Genomic DNA, 22,554 nt, shown 5'->3' on the forward strand with positions numbered 1-22,554 from the left:
CCCGGCCGGGTGGAAAAGCGCTGCGCGCGTTTCCACCCTAGGGTCGACTGACTTCCAGCACCACGGCGGCGATGCGGTCGCAGGTGGTGTAGGCGCCCTCCAGCAGTTCCTCGCCGAACACGTCCGGGTCCATTTCGCGGTAGCGCCAGCTGCAGCCGAGGCCGGCCAGGCGCTCGCCTACCGCGGCGAGGAAGGGGTCGGCGTTGTCCTGCATCGCCACGCCGGTGTACAGCAGCAGGGTGCCGCCCGGCGCCAGGCGCGCCAGCGCCGCGTCGAGGATGGCCAGCGACAGCCCCGCACCGAGCGGGCCGCCGCCGTGACGATAGGTGCGCTCCTGCGGGTCGACCAGGTAGGGCGGGTTGGCCAGGATCAGGTCGAACTCACCCTCGGTCGCGCCGAGCAGGTCACTGTGCAGCGTGCGCAGGTTGCCGGCCTCGGCCAGCGCCGCGTTGAGCCGGGTCAGGCGCAGCGCCGCGGGGTTGATGTCCAGCGCCAGCACCTCGGCCTGCGGCCGCGCCAGGGCGACCAGCACGGCGCCGGCGCCGGAGCCGCAGCCGATGTCCACCGCACGACGGATCTCGCCCAGGTGGTTGTCCAGGTGGCAGCGGATGGCATTGGCGAAGCGGTAGGTGTCCGGGCCGAAGAACACCGCGTCGGCGGCCTCGGTGGGGAACGCCGAATGGGCGAACAGCTGGCCGTCCAGCCGCGAGAAGCGCAGCCGGCTGCGCCAGCCCGAGCCGCTGGGCTCGAGCAGGTCGGCCTGGTCCATCAGGCTGAACAGCGCCGGCGGCAGCAGGTCGGCGGCGAACGGCCGGTTCCAGCCGAACACCCCGGCCAGGTCCTCGGCCATGCGGTTTTCCGGGCGCTCGTTGACCCGCGCGTGGGTCAGCGGCGTCGGGGTGATGAAGTGGTAGCCGCGCGCGTCCAGCGAACGGGCCAGGGCAAGCAGCGCGCGATCCTGCGCGGTTTCGGTGGTCATGTCGTATCCCTGCGAAGTCAGTTGAACAGCCTGCTGAACAGGCGCGTGGCCAGGAGCCCCGCCGCGCCGTGGTGACGGTTCGGCGCCAGCAGCGGCAGCAGGTGGCGCAGGCGCGCCTCGCGGCCGGGCAACTGCGCCAGCTGGCGTTCGAGCAGCTCGGCCTCGGCGTCGAAGTCGCCGCCGGCCGTGGTCGGCGCGCCGCCGCCCGGGGCCGGCTGAGCGCGTAGCAGCGCCTGGCGCCGGGCCAGCCGCTGGCCGGGGTCGTGGGTCGCCGCGACCAGCGAGTCGCCGGCGATCCAGTCGTGCAGCAATTGCTGCTCGTGATGGCTGAACACGCCGAACATCGGCGCCTGTTCGCCGGCGATCAGCTGCCAGAAGCGGCTGTCCTGCGGGTCCTGGTGACGCCGGATCCAGCCGCGCCGCTCGAGCGTGGCGAGGAAGTCGCCGACCGCCCCGGGCTCGGCCAGCCACTGGTTGACCGTGCGCCCGTCGAAGCGGCAATAGTCCGAATGCACGAACTGGCCGACCGCGGCTTTCTTCTCCAGCACGCGGCGCACCTCCTGCTCGATATCGAAGCCGCCGATCACCGACAGCGTGCTGGCGCCCAGCTCGTTGAGGCGGTAGCCGTTGCGCACCCGGCGCATGAACGCGGCGCGGTCGCCAACCTGCGGCAGCGCCGCGCGCAGCCCTTCGAGCGCCTTGCGCGCATGGCCGTTGTCGGCGTTGTCGACGGTCACGTGCAGGGTGAAGTAGTAGGGGTCGATGTCCAGCTCGGTCAGTTCGTAGCTGGTGATCAACAGGTGCAGCGGCAGTTGCTCGTAGCCCAGGTTGAAGCCGATCACCTCGGGCAGGAAGCGTTCGGCATTGCAGCCCAGCGCCAGCTGGATCGCGCCCTGGACGAAGTGCTCGTCGTCGAGGCTCTGCCAGTCGTCGCAGCCCTGGCCCGCCAGCAGCTTGCGATAGAGCACCACGTGGTTCTTGTCCGGCTGGCCCTCGCCGAGCTCCTCCAGGTAGGTCTGGATCAGCAGGGTGAAGCGCGGGTCATCCCAGCGCTGCAGCAGCCCGTAGAGCCAGGCGCCGTCGACCAGCTTGGTCGGCGCCACGCCGCGCAGGAAGTGCAGCGCATGGGCCTTGCCGGCGAAATAGCGCCGCGGTGCGCCGGCACGTCGCTCGTCGAGGTAGCGCCGGTACTGGCGGCCGACCTCGGCGGTGCGGCGGGCGAGCCAGGCATCCAGCGCCGACAGCTCGTCGGGAAGATCGCAGGGCAGCGCGGCGGCTTGCTCGATCCGCGCCTCGAGGTAGTGCGCGGCGGCGATCCGCGCGGCATCGCCGGCATCCGTCTCGAGCAGCGCGAAATAGAGCGTGCGCGAGGCATGGGCGGGGCCAGGCAGCGGCTGGCCGGTGGCACTGGGCAGGCAGTAGGACGTCAGTTGCATGGGGGATCGACCGGGCTCTTGTCCCGGTTTTGGCCCGGTGCTGGCGGTTTGGTTCAGGCCGCCCGCCGGACGGCGTGCAACTTCGCCGGGCGCCACCCGCCTAAGCACCAGAGCCGGCAATCGCGCCGGACGCACAACGAGGAAAGCCAGATGATGGTCAGCGAACGTGCGGTGTTCGTCAGCGAACGTGGGCGGGAGAGCATCGAGTCGGTGCGGCACCGGCCGGCGCCCCGTGAACAGGTCCCGGAGGCCGGCATCAGCAACGGCGAACTCTCCGGCGGCACCGAGCAGGACGCCCCCGGCGGCGCCTACGACGTGCCCTCGGACATGGTCGAGGAGATCGGCGAACGCAAGGCCCGCGAGGAGCGCAGCCCGCGCACCCCGGAGCGCTGAGCCGGCGCGATTTAAGCGGGCGGCTGCGACGGTCGCCTTGTGCCGGGAAACGCCGCGCGCATGTCGCTGCGCGGCCACCCCAGACGGAGCACAGGGACATGCGCCAGCACAGCCGTATCAGCTTTCGCCCGGACTCGCGCATCCAGGTCACCGAGCGCCACAGCCAGGCACCACTGGGCGACATCGCCGACATTTCCCTCGGCGGCCTGCGCCTGATTGCCGAGGCCGCGCTGGAGGTCGGCGCACACTACGAGGTGGTGCTGCACGTGCCGCAGCACAACGGCCGGCTACGCCCGGTGGAGGTCGCGCTGACCTGCCAGTGGGCGCGCCGCGGCGCGCGCCGCGACACCTTCGAGATGGGCTTCGCCCTCGACCAGCCGTCGGATGCCTTCACCGAGCTGGTCGCCGCCCAGGCGCCGCGCCGTGCGCGGCCGCGCTGAGCATCAAACCGCCGGGCGCTAACCGAGCGTGCCGAGGATGTTGACCCCGACCCGGTCGGGGATCTCGTTCTGCGACAGCACGTGCAGCCCCGGGCTGAACACCCGTGCATAGCGCGCCAGCAACGGGCGCAGCTGCGGCATCACGGTAAGGATCGGCGGCTGGCCTTCCTTGCGCAGCTTTTCCTTCACCACCGGCATGCTGTTCTGCAGCTGGTTGAGCAGGCTCGGCTCGACCGGGATGTTGTCCAGGCTCACCGGGCCGGCCTGCTGGGCGATCGCCAGGGCATTGAGCAGGGTGTTCTCCAGCGCGTTCTCCAGCACGAACACGCCCAGCTCGCGGCGGTCGCCGGCGACCATCGCGACGATGCTGCGGCGCAGCGCGAAGCGCACGTCGGCGGCCAGCAGCACCGGGTCCTTGGTGCTCTCGCTGCATTCGAGCAGGGTGCTGGCGATGGTCTCCACGTCGCGCAGCGGCACCTCTTCCTGCAGCAGCTGGCGGTACACGCGCAGCTGCTGGGTGTGGCTCAGCGCGCCCTTGAGGCTCTCGGCCAGCCGCGGCGCCTGCAGCGCCAGGCGCTGCATCAGGTGCTCGACGTCGTCGTGCTTGAACAGGTCCGGCAGGTGCTCGCGGACCACCTTGTTCAGATGGGTGGCGATGACGCTGGCGCAGTCGATCACCTGGTAGCCGAGGTTCAGCGCGCGCGACTTGTCGCCCGGCTGGATCCACACCACCTGCATGCGATAGGCCGGGTCGGTGCCGAGGATGCCGTCGATCTCGCCGTACAGCTCCGGCGAGGGGATCGCCATCAGCCGGTCGGCGTGCAGCTCGGCACCGTCGATCTTCTCGCCGTTGATGTAGATGTCGTACTGCGAGGCCTTCAGGCGCAGGCTGTCGCGGATCTGCACCTCCGGCAGGAGAAAGCCGAGCTGCTCGGAGAGCGTCTGCCGCACACCGCGTACCCGCGCCGCCAGCGGTGCTCCGGAGGCCTCGTTGACCAGCCCGACCAGCTTGTAGCCGAGCGACACCGAGAGCCGCTCGACCAGCGGGATGTCTTCCCAGGCCAGCGCCTGGGCGCGTTCCTTGTCCAGCGCCTGGCCGAGCGCCTGCACCTCGGCGAGGTCGGTGGCTTCGGTCGGTGGCGCCTGCCGCGCGATGCGCCAGCCGACGAAGGCCACCAGCGCGGCGAAGCCGAGGAAGGCCAGGTGCGGCATGCCCGGTACCAGGCCGATGATGAACAGCACGGCGGCCACGGTGTAGAGCGTCGAGGGGTTGGCCAGCAGCTGGCGGCGCACCTGGCTGGTGATGTCGCTCGACTCGTTGATGCGGGTGACGATGATCGCCGCCGCGGTGGCCAGCAGCAGCGCCGGGATCTGCGCCACCAGGCCGTCGCCGATGGTCAGCAGGGCGTACTGGCGGAACGCCGAGCCGGCGTCCAGGCCGTGCACGAAGACGCCGATGGCAAAGCCGCCGAACAGGTTGATGAAGAGGATCAGGATGCCGGCGATGGCATCGCCGCGGACGAACTTCGAGGCGCCGTCCATCGCCCCGTAGAAGTCGGCCTCCCGGGCCACCTCCTGGCGCCGCGCCTTGGCCTGCTCCTGGGTCACCAGACCGGCGTTGAGGTCGGCGTCGATCGCCATCTGCTTGCCCGGCAGGGCATCGAGGGTGAAGCGCGCGGTGACTTCCGAGATGCGCTCGCCGCCCTTGGTGATGACGATGAAGTTGATGATCATCAGGATCACGAACACCACCAGGCCGACGATGAAGTTGCCGCCGATCACCACCTCGCCGAAGGACTCGATCACCTTGCCCGCCGCGCCGCTGCCGCTGTGGCCCTCGAGCAGCACCACGCGGGTCGAGGCGACGTTCAGGCACAGCCGCATCAGCGTGGTGATGAGGATCACCGTGGGAAACAGCGAGAAATCCAGCGGGCTCTTCGACGACAGGCTGACCAGCAGCACCAGCACCGCCATGGCGATGTTGAAGGTGAACAGGATGTCCAGCAGCTGCGGCGGCAGCGGCAGGATGATCATCGCCAGGATCGACAGGATCAGCACCGGGATGCCGATGCGGCCGCTGCGCAGGGTGGACGAGAGTTGCTGCATCAGGTTCATGGTCAGGCTCGGTTGAACAGTTCTTCGGGAATGTCGAGGTGGCGCGCCAGCTCCGGGCGTGCGCGGCGGCGGCCTTCGCGCCAGGCCTTGAGCTGGAGGATGTAGGTCAGCACATGGGCGACCGCGGTGTAGAGCGGCGCCGGGATCTGCTGGTTGACCTGGGTGCTGAAGTACACGGCACGCGCCAGCGGCGGCAGCTCGACCACCTCCAGCCCGTGGCCCTGGGCCAGCTTGCGGATGTACAGGGCCATCTCGTCGATGCCGCGGGCGATGACGAAGGGCGCCTCGGCCTTCTTGCGGTCATAGCGCAGCGCCACGGCGTAGTGCGTCGGGTTGACGATCACCACGTCGGCATCCTTGATCACCTTGGCCACCTGGCGCTGGGCGAGCTGGCGCTGCAACTGGCGGATGCGCGCCTTCACCTCGGGGCGGCCTTCCTGGTTCTTGTGCTCTTCCTTGCGCTCCTGCTTGGTCATGCGCATTTTCTTGAGAAAGAAGAAGCGCTGCAGCGGGATATCGGTCAGCGCGAACAGCAGGAACACCAGCAAAAGGGCGATGGCCAGGTCGAAGGTCAGCGAGAAGGCGCCACCGATGGCCGTGCTGATGTCGCTGCGCTGCAGGGCGATCAGCCGCGGCGCGGCGAAATGCAGCTGCCACAGCGCGACGCCGAGCAGCGTGGCGATCTTCAGCAGCGACTTGGCCAGTTCGCTCCAGTTCTGCGCCCCGACCATGCGCTTGAGACCGGCCAGCGGGTTGAGCTTGCCGAAGTTGGGGCTGAAGTTCTTTGCCGCGAACACCCAACCGCCGGGCACCAGGCCGAAGGCCACCACCAGCAGCGGCGTGACCAGCAGCGGCAGCAGCACCCAGACGATCAGCAACAGGTTGTGCTGGAGCAGCAATGCCAGGTCACCTGCCTGCAGCGGGCCGCGGGAATTGTCCAGGCTCAGGCGAAAGCTCTGCTCGATGCCCTCCATGAACAGGCCGACGGCGAACTTCAGCGCGAGCAGCGTGGCCAGCAGCGACACCGTGGTGGCGACATCCTTGGAACGGGCGACCTGGCCCTGCTCGCGGCTCTTGCGCAGCTTCTGCTCGGAGGCCTCCTCGGTCTTGTCCTGGGTGCTGTTCTGCTCAGACATGCCCGCCGCTCCGTAGCAGCACGCCGAGCTTGTCGAGCAGCTCGCGGGTCAGGTGCAGGTAGGCCTCGGCGAGGTTCGGCAGAGTCAGGTAGATCAGCGTCAGGCCGGCCAGGATGGCCATCGGAAAGCCGAGCGAGAACAGGTTCATCGCCGGCGAGATGCGGTTGAGCAGGCCGAAGCAGAACTGCACCAGGGTCATGCAGAACACCAGCGGCAGGGCGATCAGCAAAGCTGCCGAGAGCACCCAGCCGAGCGACCAGGCGATCGTCTGCAGGCCCTGCCAGTGCACGCCGCTGCCGACCGGCCAGTAGACGAAGCTCTGGTAGAGGATGCTCACCGTGACCAGATGGCCGTCGATGGCGAAGAACAGCAGCGCCAGCAGGATGAAGTACAGCTGGTAGATGATCGACGAGGACGACACGCCGTTCATCGGGTCGTTGAGCACCGCCATCGACAGGCCGAGCTGGGTCGAGACCACGTCGCCGATCAGGGCGAACACGGTGAAGACCAGGAGCAGCGCCAGCCCCAGCAGCAGGCCCATGGCGACCTGCTCGAAGGCCACCAGCAGGCCCGCCATCGACAGCGGGTCGAGCCGCGGCGGCGCCGGCAGCGCCGCGCCGAGCGCTAGGGTCAACGCCAGCGCCAGCAGCACGCGCACGCGCGCCGAGATCGCCTTGTGGCTGAACAGCGGCGCCAGGCCGAACACCGCCATGATCCGGCAGAACGGCCACCAGTACGCCTGCAGGCCCTGCAGCGCCTGGCCGAGATTGATCAGCGGCTCGCCGGCCATCTCAACCCACCAGCCGTCCGGCCTGGCGGAAGGTCTCGACGAACAGGTCGCTGAGCGTGCCGAGGATCCAATGCCCGGCGAAGATCAGCATGCCGAGGGTGATCAGCAGGCGCGGCAGGAAGCTCAGCATCTGTTCGTTGATCTGCGTGGCAGCCTGGAAGATGCTGATCAGCAGGCCACCGAGCAGGCTCGGCACGACCAGCACGCAGACCACCAGCACGATCACGTGGATGGCGTTGGAGACGAGGTGGACGGCGGTGTCGGGGGTTAGCATCGGGGCACCTTGGCGGTGGGCGTTTGGTTCGCACTCGCTTGCGTAGGGTGGAAAACCGCGGAGCGTTTTCCACCACCGGTGGCGCGTAGGTTTATGTCCGACGCGGCGCTTTCCTTCGCACGGGCTACCGGTTGCGCCTTGCACGGCGTTTCACTTTTTTGTGCCTGGACAGGCAGAAACGTAGGGTGGAAAACCGCAAAGCGTTTTCCACCAATGGAGGCGCGCACGTTTGTGTCTGGCGTTGCGCTTTCCCCGGCGGGGGCTACCGGTTGCGCCTTGCACGGCGTTTCACTTTTCTTTGCACGCGGATCGCCGCCCGGCGCAAAGAAAAGTAAGCAAAAGAAAGCGCGCCCCTTCATCCGGGTCCGGGAGCTTCGCTTCCGGACTTCCCTCCTTCCGCCAACACTCCGGGGGCCGGCGTACAAGGGCCATCCCTGGCCCTTTATCGCGGGGACGCCTAGTCCTCTCGCGGCATCCATGCCGCTCGTCCCCCTGCGCGCTGGCTCCACTCGGCCGTCTGCAAGGGGAAGGGTGATGTCGCCTGTGGGGGCGTGCATGGAAGAGCAAAGCGAAGCCGGTTTTCGATCCTTCAGGCGACTCGGACCGGAATCCCCTTCTGGAGGCCGAACGCAGGCGTTGCACAGGGGGACGCGAGGCATGGACGCCGAGCGAGGAACGAAGGGGCAGGGACGACCCTTCGTGACGTGCCCCCGGAGCAATGCCGGAGTGAGGGGAGTCTGGTCGCACAGCGACCAGACCCGGATGCAGGGGTGGCCTTCTTTTTGGTTACTTTTTCTTGGCCAGACAAGAAAAAGTGACGCGCCGTGAGAGGCGCAACCGGTAGCTCGGGCCGAGGAAAGCGCCGCGTCATGCACCGAAACACGTGCCGAAACCAAACAAGGTGGAAAACGCTGCGCGGTTTTCCACCCTACGGCCTCTCCGGTGATGAACGAAAGCGTGGCGCCGAACACCGGTGTCCGGGCCGACAAAGGCAGAGCATCGCGGCCAAGGCCGCTCCCACAGAAGCTCCCTGCCTTCTCGCTCTGCACACTCCGCCGCACGGCCAATGCTTTCATCCCGTCACCTAGAACGGCTGAATACTGGTGGTCAGCGTGCCCATCAACAGCGCCCAGCCATCGACCAGTACGAACACCATCAGCTTGAACGGCAGCGAAATCATCATCGGCGAGAGCATCATCATGCCCATCGCCATCAGCACGCTGGCCACCACCAGGTCGATCACCAGGAACGGCAGGAAGATCATGAAGCCCAGCTGGAACGCGGTCTTCAGCTCGCTCAGCACGAACGCCGGCAGCAGCAGCGAGAAGTCCAGCTCGGCGAGGTCTTCGGGCAGTTCCTCGCCGGCCAGCGACACCATGGTCTGCAGCGAGGTCTTGTTGGTCTGCGCCAGCATGAAGCCCGAGAGCGTGCCCTTGGCCGAGTCCAGCGCCTGTTCGAGGGTGATTTCGTCGTTCTGGAACGGCGTGTAGGCCTGGGTATGGATTTCCTGCCAGACCGGGCGCATCACCAGCAGGGTGACGATCAGCGCGATGCCGATCAGCACCTGGTTCGGCGGACTTTGCTGCAGGCCGATGGCCTGGCGCAGGATGGCCAGCACGATGATGAAGCGGGTAAAGCAGGTCATCATCATCAGCATCGCCGGGAGGAAGCCCAGCAGCGTCATGAGGATGAGGATCTGCACCTTCACCGAGAAGTTCTGGCCGGCCTCGGTGTCGTTCAGGCTGAACAGGGTGATCTCGCCGCCGGCGGCCTGCGCGGCGACGGGCAGCAGGCCCAGGCAGAGTGCGCCGAGGGCGCGGAGCAACCGGCGCATGATCAGCAGGCGAGGGCCTGGAGGCCGGCGCCGGACAGTTCGATGATGCGCAGGCCGTAGTTGCCGTTCATCACCACCACCTCGGCCTTGGCGAAAGGCGTGCCGTTGACCTTCACGTCCAGCGGCTCGCCCGCCAGCTTGTCGAGCACGATCACGCTGCTGGTGTCGACATCCATCAGCTCCTTGAGCGAGATCTCCGCCGAGGCCACTTCCAGGGTGACGTTCACCGGGATCTTGCCGAAGAAGCTCATGTCCGGACGCGCCGGCGTGGCGGGCAGCTCGGGCGCAGGCGCCGCGTCGGCGTCCAGGCTGAGGTCGCCCTCGTTCAGCAGGTTCTCGAATTCGTTGTCCGACAGTTGACCGTTCATTGGGCGTTCACGCTTTCCAGGGAAGTGAGGAACAGGGCGCCGTCTTCCTCGAAGACCGCGCCGCGATAGAGCTTCTGGCCGTTGATGCGCACCTCGTAGCGATCCAGCGGGCGCATCAGCAGGATGTCGCCGGGGCCCAGCGCAAGGACCTGCGCCAGCGGCATCTGCATGGCCGCGACGATGCAGTCCAGGCGGACCGGCAGGTGCCTGACGTGATCGAGCGGGTTGCCCACGGCACGCGGCGTACCCGGCCCGGCGAGACGGTCGGTGAGCTCGTCCACCAGTTGCGCGTCGAGGAACAGGTAGAGCGAGGCGCGGCGGCCGGTCAGGTGGCTGAGGTACTGGTACTGGGCGACGTATTCCCAGACGGTTTCTTCGTAGTCGTTCTGGTAGTGCTCGAACTTGCCGAAACTTTCCCCGGACATCAGGCCGCGGAAGAAGATGTCGGCCACGTCGATACCGAGCCGATCACGCATGCGCTTTTCCGAACTGCTGATTGGCGGCGTGTCCTGGTTGGCGTTCAGGGTACCGCCGTAATAACACTCCAGCGCTTCGCCCAACAATGTTCGGTCGATGGCAAAACCCAGCTTGCCGAGCTGGCAGCGATAGATGCAGTCTGGCGCCAGCTCGCTGACTTCTTCGACATTGAGGTCAGCCAGTTCGAGGCTGATTCGGTAGTTGCTCAGGAAGTAATCGGCGATCAGTCGCGGATTCTTGTGCGTGGTTTCCTTGATCAACTGCGGCACACGGTGGTGATACCGCCCAAGCTTGTGCGGCTTCAAGACGGTCAGGCTCTGAGGCGGCACGCCATGGTGGACTTTTGATTGGCCAGTCATGTTGCGAACTTCTAATTCCCGATTCCGTTGAGGCGAGCTGCGCCGAGCGGCGCACGCGAGTGACGAGCAGTTTTCAAGGCCCGGGCGGCGGAAAGCGGGAAAGCCCCGGTCGCACGCTCCAGACGCTGGCGAGTCTAGGCGTGACGCGGCCCGGGGATTAAATCAAGAGATCTCAAATGACCTTTTTTGAGGGCGCAGTGACCCGGCTGAGCACAATTCAGCACAACTGATTGCCCATCGCACGGGAGCTCTGGTTAACGTGCGCGCATCGCTCTGCAAGTGTCAGGCGGCGACCAGCGCTTGTTCGCTCCGCTATGACCGCAAGGGCGACAGAAGTTTCGCTTAGATTAAATATCTTTTTCACTTGAGTGACTTTCCGGTTGCGAGCCCAGGCTTCGCGTCCGACCAACTCCGGGGTGGCTTTCTTGAACAGTGGTAGCCAGGCAATGAACTATTCCTACGACGAGCGCTACGAGCAATCGGCCGCACGAAAGAAGGTGATGGTGATCGGCAAGAGTGCCGAGAGCGGCTGCCGCTTTCTTCACCAGCAACTGTTGGGCGAAGGCTGCGAAGTCCAGGGCCGGGAAACATTCGAAGAACTTGCAAGTTGCAGTCTCGACGAGATCGAACTGGTATTTGTCTGCATTGGCGGACTCTCCGCCAGTTCGCTGTATGCGCGGGTCGATGCGCTGGTGCGGCGTGCACGCAATATCGGCGTGATCCCGGTGGTCGAATATGCCGACCAGGAAAAGGCCGCGACGCTGCTCGAACTCGGTTGCGTCGACTACCTGCTGTCGCCGTTCAGCGAAACCCAGCTCGGTGCCCTGCTGCAGCGCCAGGCCTGCGCCGCCGCCGCGCAGGAAAGCTTCGTCTCCCGCTCGCAGGCCGGCCGGCGCCTGCTGGCCATGGCCCAGCGCGTCTCGCCGAGCCGCGCGCCGGTGCTGATCACCGGCGAGACCGGCACCGGCAAGGAACTGATGGCGCGCTACATCCATGATTTCTCGGCCAGCCCCGAGGCGCCCTTCGTCGCGGTGAACTGCGCGGCGATCCCCGAGCAGATGCTCGAATCCATCCTCTTCGGCCACGAGAAGGGCGCCTTCACCGGCGCGGTCAACACCCAGCCCGGCAAGTTCGAGCTGGCCAACGGCGGCACCCTGCTGCTCGACGAGATCGGCGAGCTGCCGCTGGGCCTGCAGGCCAAGCTGCTGCGCGTGCTGCAGGAGCAGCGCGTCGAGCGCCTCGGCGGGCGCCGCGAGATCGCCCTCGACGTACGCGTGATCGCCGCGACCAACCGCGACCTGCAGCAGGAAGTCGCCGAGGGGCGCTTCCGCGCCGACCTGATGTTCCGCCTCGACGTGCTGCCGCTGCATATCGGCCCGCTGCGCGAGCGCAAGGAAGACGTGCTGCCGCTGGCGCGGCGCTTCATCCGCAAGTACGCACCGCGCGATGCGCGCGACGACCTGCTCACCGAGGACGCCTGCCGCGCGCTGCTGCAGCACGACTGGCCGGGCAATGCGCGCGAACTGGAGAACACCATCCAGCGCGCGCTGGTGCTGCGCAACGGCCTGTTCATCCAACCCAGCGACCTGGGCCTGGCACCGGCCGCCGGCGCGGTGGAGCCGCGCCTGGAGCGCCAGCTGCCGAACGCCGTCGAGGGCGGCAAGGCGGCGCTGCGGGCCAGCGGCAAGTGGGCCGAGTACCAGCACGTAATCGACACCATTCGCCGCTTCGACGGCCACAAGGCCAAGGCCGCCGCGAGCCTGGGCATGACTTCGCGCGCCTTGCGCTATCGCCTCAATGCCATGCGCGAGCAGGGCATCGAGCTGAATTTCTGACTACCGGGGGAACATCGGATGAACTCAATCACCCAGGTGCAGCAGCAGCTGCTCGGCCAGATGCAGCAGCTGGCCGGTGCGGCCGGCCATGCACCGGTGCGGCCGGCGGAGCTGCCCGTCGGCGGCATCGGCCAGACCTTCGAGGCGGCGCTGCGCAACGTCGATGCCCAGCAGCACCAGGCCGGTGCAGCGATGGCGGCGGTCGATCGCGGCGAGAGCGACGACCTGGTCGGCGCCATGCTCGAGAGCCAGAAGGCCAGCGTGTCCTTCTCCGCCCTGCTGCAGGTGCGCAACAAGCTGAGCACGGCGTTCGATGACGTCATGAGAATGCCGCTTTGACCGGGAGCCAAACCGTGCTGGACAAGATCAAGGGCCGGCTGCCGGCCGGCGGCCTGCAGCTCGACCCGCGGGTGACCCTGGCCGGCATGGCCGTGCTCGCCGCTGCCGCCGCCATCGCGGTGGTCTTCTACCTGTGGCGCGACAACGCCGCGTACCGCCCGCTGCACGGCGCCGGGGAAACCTTCCCCGCGGCCGAGGTGATGCAGGTGCTCGACGGCGAGGCGCTGGCCTACCGCATCCATCCGCAGAGCGGCCAGATCCTCGTGCGCGAGGACCAGCTGGCCCAGGCGCGCATGCTGCTCGCCGCGCGCGGGGTGAAGGTCAGCCTGCCCGAGGGCTACGAGCTGTTCGACAAGGAGGAGCCGCTGGGCACCAGCCAGTTCGTCCAGGACGTGCGCCTCAAGCGCAGCCTGGAAGGCGAGCTGGCGCGCACGGTGATGTCGCTCAAGGGCGTGCAGCACGCCCGCGTGCACCTGGCCCAGGAGGAGAACAGCTCCTTCGTCATCAGCAAGCGCGCACCGAGCAAGGCCTCGGTGATGCTGCAGCTCGAGCCCGGCCAGGTGCTCAAGGCCGAGCAGGTGGCGGCGATCGTCAACCTGGTGGCCGGCAGCGTGCCGAACCTCAAGCCCGAGGACGTCAGCGTGATCGACCAGTACGGCAGCCTGCTCTCGCGCGGGCTGAACGTCGGCGGCCAGCCGGCGCAGAACTGGCAGGCGGTCGAGGATTACCAGAACAAGGCGGTCGGCAACATCGAGCAGGTGCTGGCACCGGTGCTGGGCGCGGGCAACTACCGCATCAGCGTCGCCGCCGACATCGATTTCAGCCAGAAGGAGGAAACCTTCCAGTCCTTCGGCGACACCCCGCGCCTGCGCCGCGAGGTGCTGAGCAACGAGAGCGCGCTGGACCAGCTGGCCCTCGGCGTGCCCGGCTCGCTGAGCAACAAGCCGCTGGCGCCGCCAGCCGAGGGCGAGCAAGCGCAGGCCGCGGCACCGACCCGGGAGAACAAGGGCGTCACCTCGCTGCGCGAGGAGTCGACCCGCCAGCTGGACTACGACCAGAGCGTGGTGCACGTCAAACATGCCGGCTTCGCCCTGCGCCAGCAGAGCGTGGCGGTGGTGCTCAATGCCGGCGTGGCGCCCGAGGGTGGCTGGAGCGATGCGGCGCGCGCCGAGCTGGAGGCGATGGTCAAGAGCGCGGTGGGCTTCAACGCCGGCCGCGGCGACCTGCTGACGCTGAGCGTGCTGCCCTTCGCCGCGGTGGCCGATACCGAGCAGGTGCTGGCCTGGTGGGAGAACCCACAGGTGCATGCGCTGGCCAAGGTCGGCGTCGCCGGCCTGGTCGCCCTGTTGCTGCTGCTGATGGTGGTGCGCCCGGCGATCCGCAGCCTGACCCGGCGCGAAGCCGAACCCGCAGCGGCCCCGCTCGCCGAAGGCGCGCTGGCGGCTCCGGCAGTGGCGCCGGCGTTGGCCAGCGAGGCGCGCCCGGCGCTGGTCGGCCCGCGCATCGAGGGCAACGCAGCGACCATCTTCGGCGAGCTCAACCCGCTCTCGGAGATTCGCCTGCCGGCGCCGGGCTCCGGCCTGGAAATGCAGATCGAGCACCTGCAGATGCTCGCCAAGAACGATCCCGAGCGGGTCTCGGAAGTCATCAAGCACTGGATAGGCCGCAATGAAAGAGACCTCAACCCCGCCGGCTAACGGCACCGCCAAGGACAGCCGCGCACTGGCACAGCTGCGCTCGGTCAGCGCCCTGGAACAGGCCGCCATCCTCATGCTGAGCATGGGCGACGAGATCTCCGCGGGCATCCTGCGCAACTTCTCGCGCGAGGAGATCATCGCCATCAGCCAGGCCATGGCACGGCTGTCCAACGTCAAGCAGCCGATGGTCTCGGAGGTCATCGGCCGCTTCTTCGAGGACTACAAGGAGCAGAGCAGCATCAAGGGCGCCAGCCGTGGCTATCTGGCCGGCATGCTGTCGCGGGCGCTGGGCGGCGAGATCACCCGCTCGCTGCTCGACTCGATCTACGGCGAGGAGATCCGCGCCAAGATGGCCAAGCTGGAGTGGCTCGACCCACGCCAGTTCGCCGCGCTGATCGCCAAGGAGCACGCGCAGATGCAGGCGGTGTTCCTCGCCTTCCTGCCGCCGGGCATGGCCACCGAGGTGCTCGAGTGCATGCCCGCCGAGCGCCAGGACGAACTGCTCTACCGCATCGCCAACCTCACCGAGGTCAACAGCGACGTGATCGCCGAACTGGAACAGCTGATCGACCGCAGCCTGAAGGTGCTCAGCACCCAGGGCTCGCAGGTGCGCGGGGTGAAGCAGGCGGCCGACATCATGAATCGCTTCAAGGGCAACCGCGACCAGATGTTCGAGCTGCTGCGCGCCCACGACGAGACGCTGGTCGAGCGCATCGAGGACGAGATGTACGACTTCTTCATCCTCTCCAAGCAGAACCAGGACGTGCTGCAGGCGCTGCTCGAGGCCATCCCGCTGGAGGAATGGGTGGTGGCGCTCAAGGGCGCCGAGCCGGAGCTGATCAAGGCCATCCAGGGTGCGATGCCCAAGCGCCAGGCGCAGCAGATGGAATCGATCAATCGCCGCCAGGGCCCGGTGCCGCTGTCGCGGGTCGAGCAGGTGCGCAAGGACATCATGGCCGTGGTGCGCGAGATGAGCGCCGACGGCGAGCTGCAGGTGCAGCTGTTCCGCGAACAGACGGTGGAATGAGATGACGGTCAAGGTGATCAGGGGCGAGGGCCAGGGCTGGCGGCCGTTCCGCTTCCCGCCGCGGCTGCGCCAGGCCGCACCCGCCGACGGCGACCCGGCGACGCTGCAGCGCGCCGTCGCCGACGGCTTCCAGGAGGGCCTCGACAAGGGCTATGGCGAAGGCCTCGAGCAGGGCCGCGAGGCCGGCCACCGCGAAGGCTTCGCCCGCGGCGTCGAGGATGGTCGCGCCCTGGGCCGCGAGGAAGGCCGCCTGCAGGGGCGCCAGGCCTTCGACACGGCCGGCCAGCCGCTGGAGCGGATGATCGAGGAGTTCGCCGCCTTCCGCCTGGCCTTCGACCAGGCCCGCCGCGAGGAGCTGCTGGCGCTGGTGCAGAAGGTCGCGCGCCAGGTGATCCGCTGCGAGCTGACCCTGCACCCGACCCAGCTGCTGACCCTCGCCGAGGAAGCGCTGACCGCCATGCCCGGCGATCAGGAGGACGTGCGCATCCACCTCAATCCCGAGGAATGCGCGCGCATCCGCGAGCTGGCGCCCGAGCGCGCCGCCGCCTGGCGCCTGGTACCGGACGAGAAGCTGGCGCTCGGCGAATGCCGCGTGCTGACCGCCCAGGCCGAGGCCGATATCGGCTGCCAGCAGCGCCTGGATTCGTGCATGGACACGCTGGCCGAACACATCCGGGCCGAGGGCTGAGATGTCGCTGCGCGAGAGCTTTCGCCTCGATCAGGCGCTGCGTTCGCTGGATGCCGTGCAGCTGGCCAAGGTCAGCGGCCGACTGGTGCGCGTCTCCGGCATGCTGCTCGAGGCGCTCGGTTGCCAGCGCATGACCGGCCAGCGCTGCTTCGTCGAACAGGGCGACGGCAGCATGCTGGAGGCGCAGGTGGTCGGCTTCAACCGCGACATCACCTACCTGATGCCGTTCAAGAAGCCGGTCGGCCTGACCGCCGGCTCGCGGGTATTCCCGGCGCCGGATGACGCCAAGCTGCACATCGACGAATCCTGGCTGGGCCGCGTGCTCAACGGCCTCGGCGAGCCGCTGGACGAGTGCGGCAGGCTCGGCGGGCGCGACCCGCTACCGGTCGAGCTGCCGATGGTCAACCCGCTCCGGCGCCGCCCGGTGGCCGAGCCGCTGGACGTCGGCGTACGCGCGATCAACGCCACCCTGACCCTCGGCAAGGGCCAGCGCGTCGGCCTGTTCGCCGGCTCCGGCGTCGGCAAGAGCGTGCTGCTGGGCATGATCACCCGGCAGACCAAGGCCGATGTGGTGGTGGTCGGGCTGATCGGCGAGCGCGGCCGCGAGGTGCAGGAATTCCTCCTCCACGCGCTCGGCGAGGAGGGCCTGAAGAAGGCCGTGGTGGTGGTCGCGCCGGCCAACGAGTCGCCGCTGATGCGCCTGAAGGCCACCGAGCTGTGCCACAGCATCGCCGCCTATTTCCGCGACCAGGGCCACGACGTGCTGCTCTTGGTCGACTCGCTGACCCGCTACGCCATGGCCCAGCGCGAGATCGCCCTGGCCCTCGGCGAACCACCGGCAACCAAGGGCTACCCGCCGTCGGTGTTCGGCATGCTGCCCGAGCTGGTGGAAAGCGCCGGCAATGGCGAGAGCGATCGCGGCAGCCTCAGCGCGATCTACACCGTGCTCGCCGAGGGCGACGACCAGCAGGACCCGATCGTCGACTGCGCGCGGGCGATCCTCGACGGCCACATCGTGCTCGCCCGGCGCCTGGCCGAGGCCGGGCACTACCCGGCGATCGACGTCTGCGCCTCGGTCAGCCGCTGCATGAGCCAGGTCGGCCAGCCGGCTCACCTGGGCGCCGCGCGCCAGCTCAAGGAGCTGTACAGCACCTACGAGAAGATCCGCGAACTCATCCCGCTGGGCGGCTATACGCCCGGCGCCGACGCGCGCACCGATCGCGCGGTACAACTGGCCGCCGGCATCGAGCGCTTCCTGCGCCAGGAGGTCGGCGAAGCAGCGGAGCTGGAGACCAGCATCGCCACCCTGCAGGCCGTGCTGAGGAAAGCCTGATGAAGCAGCAGATCGATACCCTCAAGCGCCTGGCCAGCCTGCGCGGCAACCGCGTGCAGCAGATGCTCGGCCGCGTGCAGTACCAGCAGAACCTCTGCCAGCGCTACCGCAACAACATCACCGGGCTGTCGCGCCTGTGCAGCTTCAGCGTGCCGATGAACACGCCGCTGCAGCGCGACAACCAGCAGCGCTACAAGGCCACGCTGTACAAGATGGTCGAGCTGCAGCGCCGCGAGCTGGAGATCGCCGAGCAGGCCCTGGAGCGCATCCGCCGCGAGCTGCTGCAGGCGATGCGCAGCGAGAAGGTGGTCGAGCAGGTCATCGACGCCAGGCTGGCCGAGTGGCAGCTGCTGCTGGCCCGCCAGGAACAGAAGATCCAGGACGGCCTGGCCGCGCAGAGCCACCTGCGCCAGCAGGCCGGTTGAGGCCGCCGCCCCGTCCGGCGGATTTTTTCCGCGATGCGCTAAAGTTTCCGCCAGACTCGGTCGCTCATAGGCTGTAACCACCTCGTTGGAACCCGATCATGGAAATCAGCCGGCACTTCAAGCCCGCCATCAACCTTGCCGAAACCACCGCGCCGCGCCAGGCGAACGTGGCCCCCGCCAGCCCGGCCAGCAGCGCCCGCGGCAGCGAGAGCCTACCGCTCGAGCAGCTGCACGATGCGCTGCGCGCCATGCCCGAGGTCGACCTCGAGCGCGTCGCCGCACTCAAGCAGGCCTTGGCCAGCGGCGAGCTGGGCAGCGACTCCGCCGACCTGGCCGCCAGCATGCTCTCCTACCACCGCGGGACCGATGCGTGAACCAGCGTGAGCGCCTGCTGGCGGTCGTCGCCGACGACATCCGGCAGGACGGCGAGGACTACCTCGCCCTGCGCGACCTGATGCAGGCGCTGTACACCTTCCTGCTCGAGCGCGACAGCGAGGAAATCGACCGCCTCAACCTGCAGATCACCCGCCATGTCGAGGCGCTGGACCTGCGCGCGCGCCGCCGCGCCAAGGTGCTCGCCGCCTTCCGCCTGCCCGGCGACGTGGACGGCATGCAGCGCCTGCTCGCCGGCTATGCCGAGCCGCAAGCCAGCGAAGTGCGCCGCCAATGGCAGCAGCTCGGCAGCCTGGCCGCGCACTGCCAGCAGCTCAACGAGCGCAACGGCAAGCTGCTCGCCATGCACCACGACGTCCTCCAGCAGCTGCTCGGCGACCACCTCGACGCCCGCGTCTACCAGCCGCAACCCTACTGAGCCTGCCCCTCGGCGCTGCGGCGCCACGCCTTAAGCCGCACGCCGGCCGCGTCGCCTTTTCCCTGTGACCGTCCACCGCTTCGTCCGTAGCGGAAACGGCGCTTCCCCGCCTCCCCTTCGCCCGCCGAAGCGGAAGCGGGCCTTCTCCTCCAGATTCGCTAAAAGGCTTGTAAATCAAGCATTTGTGATCTGGCACCCATATTGCTAAGACTCATTCGAGGAAGGGGACCGACCATGGCGATAGATTCCGCTTACGTGCAGCAGATGGCGACGCAGCTGGCCACCTACGAAGTGCAGACTTCGCTGGACCGGCTCAATCGCAACGAAACCAGCTACAAGGCCCAGCGCACCGCGCTGAGCTCGCTGCGCAGCGCCCTGACCACCTTCAAGTCGACCCTGACCAAGCTCGGCGCCAGCACCTCCAGCATGCTGGTCAACAGCGCCAGCTTCAGCGCCGAGGGCTATGCCAGCGCCAGCGTCGGCACCACCGCGCAGCCGGGCAGCTACCAGTTCTATGTCGAGCAGTTGGCCAGCAAGCAGCAGGTCGCCGTGCAGGGCCTGGCCGACGGCAGCCTGAACGGCACCCTCACGCTCAAGGGCCAGGCCTTCGACCTCTCCGCCTACGCCACGCTGGATGACGCCGCCAAGGCCATCAATGCCACCGCCGACCTCGGCGTGCAGGCCACCCTGGTGCGCAGCAACGGCGCGGTCAGCCTGGTGCTGAGCAGTGCCGAGAGCGGCGCGGCCAACGGCTTCGCCTACGACCTGGCCGGCAGCAGCGGCAGCACCCTGGAACTGTCCCAGGCACAGGACGCGCGCATCCGCATGGGCGGTAGCTTCGGCAGCGGCGGCATCGAGATGACCAGCGCGAGCAACAGCTTCGACAACCTGGTCGACGGCCTCAGCCTCACCGTCAGCAAGGTGCACAACGCCGGCGACGCGCCGCTGGGCCTGACCATCGCCCAGGACAAGAGCGCCACCAAGACCCAGGTGCAGACCTTCATCGACGCCTTCAACACGCTGATGGGCAGCATCGACGGCCTCACCGCCAGCGGCAGCCAGAGCGCCAGCCGCGGCCCCCTGGCCGGTGACTCCAGCGTGCGCTCCATCGAGAGCCGGCTGAACGGCCTGCTGCGCACCGGCTTCGGCGGGGTGAGCCTGATCGACTTCGGCATCAGCGCCGACCGCAACGGCAAGCTGACGCTCGACGCGGCGCGCTTCGAGAAGGCGGTCGCCGCCAACCCGGACGCCTTCGAGGCGCTGTTCACCGGCAAGGACCAGCTGATCGACAGCCTGGACAAGGCGGTCGCCACCTACACCAGCAGCGCCGACGGCGTGTTGAAGAATCGCATGGACACGCTGGACCTCAACCTACGCCGCATCGACGAGCAGTTCGAGACCCTGCAGAGCCGCTACGACAACTACTACATGCGCTACCTCAGGCAGTACACCAACATGATGCAGACCATGCAGGGCATGGAGCAGACCTCGGGAATGTTCGGATGACCTACCTCCCCAACGACTGTTACGACAGCTACCGCTCGGTCGACCTGGAAGCGCGCGCCGCCTCGGCCTCGCCCTACGAACTGGTGCTGGTGCTGATGGACGGCCTGCTCGACGAGCTGGCCCGTGCCCGCGGCCACATCGAACACAAGCGCTACCAGCAGAAGGGGCAATCGCTGGAGAAGTGCATGAACATCCTCAACGGCCTCAACGGCGCGCTCGACGAGGACAACGGCGGCGAAGTGGTACAGGGCCTGGCACGGCTCTACGAGTACTGCATCTACCGGCTGTCCGACGTCAGCGTGAGCCTGTCGCTGGAAGGCCTCGACGAGGTCGTGCACCTGCTCACCACCCTGCGCGAAGGCTGGGAGGGCGTCCGTGCCGCCCGTCAGTGACGCCGCGCGCTTCGAGGCGCTGCATGCCGAGCTGGCCGACGCCCTGGCGGCCGAGGACTGGCAGGCCGTCGGCCGCGCCGACCAGGCCATCGCCGCGCGCCTGACCGAACTGCAGGGCCGCCCGCTGGACGTCGAAGCCCAGCGCGCCAGGGCACGCCTGAAAGCCCTGCACGCGCATGGCCGCGACGCCTGCGCCGCCGAGTGCGAGCGCCTGCGCCAACTGCTGCTCAACCACCTGGACTACGCCGAAGGACGCGCCGCCTACGGGCGGACCGAGCTGTTCCAGGCAGGAGAAGGCGCGTGATGCATTCCCTCCCGGTCACCGGCGCCAGCACCCAGCCGGTCGCGAGCGACCGCCAGGGCCTGCGCCCGCTGGCGGCGCTCGGCCAGGCAGCGGCCCGGCCGCTCGTGACGCGGCCGCCCGTGGCCGGATTCGCCGAGCGCCTGGACGCCCTCGGCACGGCTGCCGAGCCGCTGCCGGTCCTGCCACAGGCCCAGGCCGGAACCACTGGCGAGCCACGGCAGGTACCGACGCGGGCGGATGAAGCCGCCGAGGGCGACGCGCCGCTGACTGCCGAGCAATGGCTGCTGGGCATGCTCGGCCAGCAACAGGTGCAGGTACAGGTGCAGGGCCAGGCACGCAGCCAGCAGGACGTCGAGCCTGGCGAGCCGTTGCCGGCGGCGGCCGCCGCCCTGGCGCTTCGAATGGCACCGCCTGCCGCGCCGCGCCAGGAGCCGGGCGACCTGGCCGTGGTACCCGGCGCGACGGCGGCCCAGGGCACGCGCCTGGACGGCCTGCCGAGCACAAGCGGCGGCGAAGCCACTCCAGCGGCGCCCGCGAGCCTGGCCCCGGAGGCCGTCGCGGCGCTCGCCGAGGCGCTCGAAGACGGCGCCGGCGAGCCGTCGGGCGAGCCTGGCCCGACCGCGCTCCCGGCTGCCGAACGCGGCGCAGCCAGCCCTGCCGGCGGTGCCGAGCGCAGCCTCCGGCTGCAGGCACCCGAGGCGCGCTGGGGCGAGCAGATGCTCCAGACACTGCGCGAGAACGTCGAGCTGCAGCTGGCCCAGCGCAGCCAGAGCGCGACCATCCGCCTCGACCCGCCGGAACTGGGCAGCCTGGAAATCCTGCTCAGCCACGAATCCGGCCGGCTGCATGTGCAGCTCAGCGCGGCCAATGCCGACGTCGCGCGGCTGCTGCAACAGACCAGCGAGCGCCTGCGCCAGGAGCTGGTCGGCCAGCAGTTCGTCCAGGTGCAGGTGCAGGTCGGTGCCGAGGGCGGCAGTGGCCATGGCCAGTCGCGGCGCCAGGCGCCCTGGCTGGCCGACGAGCCGGTGGCAGCCAACTCTGCAGCGCCCGCTGAAACGGCCGGTACCAGCGGCACGCGCCCGCGCGATGTGCTGGTGACCGTCTGACCCCTTTTTCAACAAACGAATGTGAGTGAGTTATGTCGACCTCCCGTGTGGTTCTGCTGATGCTGCTGCTCAACGTCGTCACCGTTGCCGGTGGCGTGGGCGCGGCCTACTGGCTGCTGCGCCCGGGCCTGGGCGAGGCGCTGGCAGCCAGCGAGCCGGCCGCCGCCGAGCCGCTGGAGTACGAGTTCTATGCGGTGCCGAAAGTGATCGTCAGCGTGCGCGGCGACAACCGCGAGCACTACTTCGTCCTCGACCTGGCACTGCAGGCGCAGCGCGCCGAGGAGCCGCGCGACTTCGCCCAGGTCGAGCCGCTGGTGCGCAACTCGGTGGTCAGCTACCTGTCCGGCTTCGGTTTCCAGGAGCTGCGCGAGCTGAAGATCGCCGAGCTGCAGGCGCGCCTGGAGCAGGCGCTGTTCGCCGATTTCGCCAGCAAGCAGGCCGCGGTGCCCTTCGAGCACGTGCTGGTCAACAAGCTGATCGTCCAGTAGGG

Annotated in this window: 25 protein-coding genes; 16 read left to right on the forward strand and 9 right to left on the reverse strand. The window is 68.4% G+C overall.

Annotated features, from left to right (window positions below):
- Positions 1–37 precede the first annotated feature (37 nt).
- Both L3N39_RS00725 and L3N39_RS00730 read right to left on the reverse strand, forming a co-directional pair.
- A complete protein-coding gene (locus L3N39_RS00725) occupies positions 38–979 on the reverse strand; it encodes a methyltransferase (RefSeq protein ID WP_237255302.1) in 942 nt (313 codons plus the stop codon).
- 17 nt (positions 980–996) lie between these two features.
- Positions 997–2,415: an iron-containing redox enzyme family protein gene (locus L3N39_RS00730; RefSeq protein ID WP_237255303.1), complete on the reverse strand. Its 1,419-nt coding sequence runs from the start codon at positions 2,413–2,415 to the stop codon at positions 997–999.
- Positions 2,416–2,565: 150 nt separating this feature from the next.
- Between L3N39_RS00730 and L3N39_RS00735 the strand changes: the two genes are divergently transcribed.
- Together L3N39_RS00735 and L3N39_RS00740 are read left to right on the forward strand one after the other, a co-directional pair.
- Positions 2,566–2,808 carry a hypothetical protein gene (locus L3N39_RS00735; RefSeq protein ID WP_237255304.1) on the forward strand — a complete coding sequence of 81 codons (243 nt, stop codon included), beginning with the start codon at positions 2,566–2,568 and terminating at the stop codon, positions 2,806–2,808.
- 98 nt (positions 2,809–2,906) lie between these two features.
- On the forward strand, positions 2,907–3,248 hold the full coding sequence (locus L3N39_RS00740; RefSeq protein ID WP_237255305.1) for a PilZ domain-containing protein: 342 nt from the start codon (positions 2,907–2,909) through the stop codon (positions 3,246–3,248).
- 18 nt (positions 3,249–3,266) lie between these two features.
- Here L3N39_RS00740 and L3N39_RS00745 read toward each other — a convergent pair whose 3' ends face one another.
- From L3N39_RS00745 to L3N39_RS00775, 7 genes are all read right to left on the reverse strand, one after another.
- Entirely contained in the window at positions 3,267–5,363 is a 2,097-nt protein-coding gene (locus L3N39_RS00745; RefSeq protein WP_237255306.1) for a flagellar biosynthesis protein FlhA, read from the reverse strand.
- 2 nt (positions 5,364–5,365) lie between these two features.
- Positions 5,366–6,499: a flagellar biosynthesis protein FlhB gene (gene flhB, locus L3N39_RS00750; protein WP_237255307.1), complete on the reverse strand. Its 1,134-nt coding sequence runs from the start codon at positions 6,497–6,499 to the stop codon at positions 5,366–5,368.
- Positions 6,492–7,289, reverse strand: a complete 798-nt coding sequence (gene fliR, locus L3N39_RS00755; RefSeq protein WP_237255308.1) for a flagellar biosynthetic protein FliR — start codon at positions 7,287–7,289, stop codon at positions 6,492–6,494. Before fliR ends, flhB begins: the two co-directional genes overlap by 8 nt.
- Before the next feature lies 1 nt (position 7,290).
- Positions 7,291–7,563 carry a flagellar biosynthetic protein FliQ gene (locus L3N39_RS00760; RefSeq protein ID WP_061338269.1) on the reverse strand — a complete coding sequence of 91 codons (273 nt, stop codon included), beginning with the start codon at positions 7,561–7,563 and terminating at the stop codon, positions 7,291–7,293.
- Positions 7,564–8,647: 1,084 nt separating this feature from the next.
- The gene (gene fliP, locus L3N39_RS00765; RefSeq protein WP_237255309.1) at positions 8,648–9,397 is read right to left on the reverse strand and encodes a flagellar type III secretion system pore protein FliP; all 750 of its coding nucleotides are present in this window, start codon (positions 9,395–9,397) and stop codon (positions 8,648–8,650) included.
- Between the two features lie 2 nt (positions 9,398–9,399).
- Complete coding sequence (fliN, locus tag L3N39_RS00770) at positions 9,400–9,765, reverse strand: flagellar motor switch protein FliN (RefSeq protein ID WP_237255310.1); 366 nt, start codon at positions 9,763–9,765, stop codon at positions 9,400–9,402.
- Positions 9,762–10,601 carry a FliM/FliN family flagellar motor switch protein gene (locus L3N39_RS00775; RefSeq protein WP_237255311.1) on the reverse strand — a complete coding sequence of 280 codons (840 nt, stop codon included), beginning with the start codon at positions 10,599–10,601 and terminating at the stop codon, positions 9,762–9,764. Before L3N39_RS00775 ends, fliN begins: the two co-directional genes overlap by 4 nt.
- Before the next feature lie 446 nt (positions 10,602–11,047).
- Between L3N39_RS00775 and L3N39_RS00780 the strand changes: the two genes are divergently transcribed.
- The 14 genes from L3N39_RS00780 (at position 11,048) to L3N39_RS00845 (ending at position 22,552) form a co-directional block, all read left to right on the forward strand.
- Complete coding sequence (locus L3N39_RS00780) at positions 11,048–12,436, forward strand: sigma-54 interaction domain-containing protein (protein WP_237255312.1); 1,389 nt, start codon at positions 11,048–11,050, stop codon at positions 12,434–12,436.
- An 18-nt stretch (positions 12,437–12,454) separates the two neighbouring features.
- A complete protein-coding gene (locus L3N39_RS00785; RefSeq protein ID WP_237255313.1) occupies positions 12,455–12,775 on the forward strand; it encodes a flagellar hook-basal body complex protein FliE in 321 nt (106 codons plus the stop codon).
- A gap of 14 nt (positions 12,776–12,789) precedes the next feature.
- On the forward strand, positions 12,790–14,472 hold the full coding sequence (gene fliF / locus L3N39_RS00790) for a flagellar basal-body MS-ring/collar protein FliF (protein ID WP_237255314.1): 1,683 nt from the start codon (positions 12,790–12,792) through the stop codon (positions 14,470–14,472).
- Positions 14,444–15,499, forward strand: a complete 1,056-nt coding sequence (locus L3N39_RS00795; RefSeq protein ID WP_237255315.1) for a FliG C-terminal domain-containing protein — start codon at positions 14,444–14,446, stop codon at positions 15,497–15,499. Before fliF ends, L3N39_RS00795 begins: the two co-directional genes overlap by 29 nt.
- A 1-nt stretch (position 15,500) precedes the next feature.
- A complete protein-coding gene (gene fliH, locus L3N39_RS00800) occupies positions 15,501–16,187 on the forward strand; it encodes a flagellar assembly protein FliH (protein WP_237255316.1) in 687 nt (228 codons plus the stop codon).
- A gap of 1 nt (position 16,188) precedes the next feature.
- Positions 16,189–17,520, forward strand: a complete 1,332-nt coding sequence (fliI, locus tag L3N39_RS00805) for a flagellar protein export ATPase FliI (RefSeq protein WP_237255317.1) — start codon at positions 16,189–16,191, stop codon at positions 17,518–17,520.
- The gene (locus L3N39_RS00810) at positions 17,520–17,945 is read left to right on the forward strand and encodes a flagellar FliJ family protein (protein ID WP_237255318.1); all 426 of its coding nucleotides are present in this window, start codon (positions 17,520–17,522) and stop codon (positions 17,943–17,945) included. The genes fliI and L3N39_RS00810 overlap by 1 nt, the downstream gene beginning before the upstream one ends.
- A 98-nt stretch (positions 17,946–18,043) precedes the next feature.
- A complete protein-coding gene (flgM, locus tag L3N39_RS00815) occupies positions 18,044–18,319 on the forward strand; it encodes a flagellar biosynthesis anti-sigma factor FlgM (RefSeq protein WP_237255319.1) in 276 nt (91 codons plus the stop codon).
- On the forward strand, positions 18,316–18,756 hold the full coding sequence (gene flgN, locus L3N39_RS00820) for a flagellar export chaperone FlgN (protein ID WP_237255320.1): 441 nt from the start codon (positions 18,316–18,318) through the stop codon (positions 18,754–18,756). The genes flgM and flgN overlap by 4 nt, the downstream gene beginning before the upstream one ends.
- A 234-nt stretch (positions 18,757–18,990) precedes the next feature.
- Positions 18,991–20,262 carry a flagellar filament capping protein FliD gene (gene fliD / locus L3N39_RS00825; RefSeq protein ID WP_237255321.1) on the forward strand — a complete coding sequence of 424 codons (1,272 nt, stop codon included), beginning with the start codon at positions 18,991–18,993 and terminating at the stop codon, positions 20,260–20,262.
- On the forward strand, positions 20,259–20,654 hold the full coding sequence (gene fliS / locus L3N39_RS00830) for a flagellar export chaperone FliS (protein ID WP_237255322.1): 396 nt from the start codon (positions 20,259–20,261) through the stop codon (positions 20,652–20,654). Before fliD ends, fliS begins: the two co-directional genes overlap by 4 nt.
- A complete protein-coding gene (locus tag L3N39_RS00835) occupies positions 20,638–20,958 on the forward strand; it encodes a hypothetical protein (RefSeq protein ID WP_237255323.1) in 321 nt (106 codons plus the stop codon). Before fliS ends, L3N39_RS00835 begins: the two co-directional genes overlap by 17 nt.
- Positions 20,958–22,064 (forward strand): flagellar hook-length control protein FliK, encoded by a 1,107-nt coding sequence (locus L3N39_RS00840; RefSeq protein ID WP_237255921.1) that lies wholly within the window; start codon positions 20,958–20,960, stop codon positions 22,062–22,064. The genes L3N39_RS00835 and L3N39_RS00840 overlap by 1 nt, the downstream gene beginning before the upstream one ends.
- Before the next feature lie 32 nt (positions 22,065–22,096).
- Positions 22,097–22,552: a flagellar basal body-associated FliL family protein gene (locus L3N39_RS00845; RefSeq protein WP_237255324.1), complete on the forward strand. Its 456-nt coding sequence runs from the start codon at positions 22,097–22,099 to the stop codon at positions 22,550–22,552.
- The last annotated feature ends 2 nt before the right edge of the window (positions 22,553–22,554 follow it).

Source organism: Pseudomonas oligotrophica, assembly GCF_021726475.1.
GTDB lineage: Bacteria > Pseudomonadota > Gammaproteobacteria > Pseudomonadales > Pseudomonadaceae > Stutzerimonas > Stutzerimonas oligotrophica.